We start from the raw sequence: 2,441 nt of genomic DNA on the forward strand, positions 1-2,441 counted from the left end.
GTCACCGCCTACTTTGATCAGCTAATCGAGCGCGATTATAGAATGCACTCGCATGATTGGCTGAACTGTACGGACGATTCAAAATTCCCCGTAGATTTAACAGGTAACAGAAAGGCCATTCTGGAGCTATCGTAAAGTCGCGAAACATAAGAAAGCGACCCAGAATGACCAGACATTATTGTATCGAATCTATCACCAAACGGCTCCACAGATTAGGCGTGCCTTTTGCTCAACATTTTGCCAGGGCACTCATTGCACTACTGACCGCCAGGAAAATAACTCTACATCACATCGTCAATCTCATGCCAGAAGAAGAAAAGTCCGAGGCGAAACGAATGCAACTCAGGCGATGCCTTGACCATCCGAGTTTGGAATTATCTGTCTGGGCAAAAGCTATAGCCGCCTTGCTGCCCAAGGGCAAATGGGTACTTGCGCTCGATAGAACCGAGTGGAAACGAGGAAAAACGATAGTGAATCTGCTTGTCCTCTCCGTCGTCGTTTATGGTTGTGCCGTTCCTCTGCTTGGTCGTGCCCTTATAATGGTGTAAATAGCTCGGTGGCTTGACGAGGCGGGCGAAGCCCGCCAAGGCAAAGAAAGCCACCTCCCTCTCCCGATAATTGGAGTGACTAAACTTCAACAAACAAGGAGAAAGAAATGGCTCAGTTCGAGATTACAGTAGACGAGGCAGATTTGCCAAAGTTGTTCACCGGTCAGGGAATGGTGGGGCTAGTGGAGCAGGTACTCAATCAAGTGCTTACCCATCAGGTCACCGCAGCACTCAAGGCACAGCCTGGTGAGAGAACGCCCGAGAGAGTCGGGTATCGAAACGGCACACGAGAGCGAGAGATGCAGACAAGAATTGGAACCATCACGCTCAAAGTGCCAAGGACACGAGAGGGTGAGTTCAGCCCCGATATGTGGGAGCGTTATCAGAGAAGCGAGCAAGCCTTCGTTCTTGCCTTGTGCGAGATGGTTCTGCAGGGGGTTTCCACCCGCAAAGTGGAAGCCATTACAGAGGTGCTCTGTGGGGCTGCCTTCAGTAAATCCCAAGTATCCAAGCTCTGCTTGGTGCTTGACCCATTGGTAAAGACCTGGAGAGAACGGCCCTTAGGGACATTCCCTTTCGTTCTGGTAGATGCAATAGTCGTCAAAATCCGTGAGGAAGGCCGAGTCAGGCAATGTGCCTTACTGATTGCCTGTGGCATTGATGAGATGGGCTATCGCCACGTGCTGGGATTTGCCCTGGGAGATAAGGAAAGCGAGGCGAGTTGGAGCGAGTTTTTTGCCAGTCTGAAGTCGCGAGGACTAACCGGTGTCGAGTTCGTCATTTCTGACGATCATGCAGGACTGGTCAAAGCTATCGAAGGCAATTTTGCGGGAGCCACTTGGCAGAGATGTCAGGCACATTTCATCAGAAATCTCAGTGATGCGTGTCCCAAATCCGAGTTGGGATCGTTTCTGGCTTCCGCTAAGCAGGTGCTTCATGCCCCGGATCTTGCCAGCGCACGTACCCGCTTGCGCGAGACGTGCCAGAGCTTTGAAGGTAGATGTAGCAAGGCGGTTGCCCTCTTGGAGTCTGCTTTTGACGAGGTGACGAGTGTGATGGTTTTGCCCGTGAAATACCATCGTTTACTTCGTACTACCAACTCCCAGGAGCGTTTGAATGGGGAGATTCGTCGCCGCGACCGCGTGATTCGGATTTACCCGAACAGGGCGAGCTGCGAGCGGCTACTTGGCGCATTGTTAATGGAGTTTGACGAGGCGATGACGAGTGGCAAGGTGTACACCAACATGGACGACTACCATACTTGGCGGTTGGAGCGATCTGGGGGAGACCTTCCTAAAGACGAGGGACGCGCTTTACGAGAGGCTTTGCCCGAGGCGATGCCCTCTGCTGCTGCTTTTAAAGGAAAGGAATCCGAGGTGCTCTTGACGGTGGCCTAAGCCGCTGACGAGACGCTTTTGAAGGCGAAGCGAGCGAGCTTCGCGGGCGGCAAAGCCGCCGGGGAGAGGGAACCGTAATTACACCAAAAAAAGGACTTGACACTCTGCTTTGGACAGCTTTACCAAACTGTGGCAATAGTGATACTCCGGAAAGAATCAAGCTAATATCCCAGTTTCTGACGATTTTCGGAACCACTCGTTGGCGTTTTATCACTGCAGATCGCGAGTTTATCGGGGATGACTGGATCGGCTGGTTGTTAAAAAGAAAGCTAGATTTCCGAATACGAATCAAAGCGGGTGAGTGGCTTAAGCATCCCGATGGTCTCGACTTACAAGGCAAGGATTGGTTTGGTAAACGAGCCTGTAAATGTAAGCCTCATCGTATGCAACTCTGGAATCAAATGGTGTATGTTGCAGGCAAATATCTCTACAATGATGAATATCTGATAATTATCAGTAATAGTAAAGGAGATCTGATGCAAGATTATCGTCTTCG

2 protein-coding genes and 1 pseudogene are annotated in these 2,441 nt (G+C 50.8%); all 3 read left to right on the forward strand.

The annotated features are described in order from the left end of the window. Positions 1 to 164: 164 nt before the first annotated feature. Positions 165 to 548 (forward strand): hypothetical protein, encoded by a 384-nt coding sequence (locus RMO15_RS15740; RefSeq protein WP_309714399.1) that lies wholly within the window; start codon positions 165 to 167, stop codon positions 546 to 548. Positions 549 to 655: 107 nt separating this feature from the next. Beyond that, a pseudogene (locus RMO15_RS15745) lies at positions 656 to 1,825 on the forward strand (IS256 family transposase); the annotation flags it as partial. 374 nt (positions 1,826 to 2,199) lie between these two features. Continuing rightward, positions 2,200 to 2,441: hypothetical protein (locus tag RMO15_RS15750; RefSeq protein ID WP_309714400.1), on the forward strand; the 242-nt coding region annotated here is incomplete at its 3' end.

The organism is Armatimonas sp., assembly GCF_031410135.1.
In the GTDB taxonomy this organism is placed as follows: domain Bacteria; phylum Armatimonadota; class Armatimonadia; order Armatimonadales; family Armatimonadaceae; genus Armatimonas.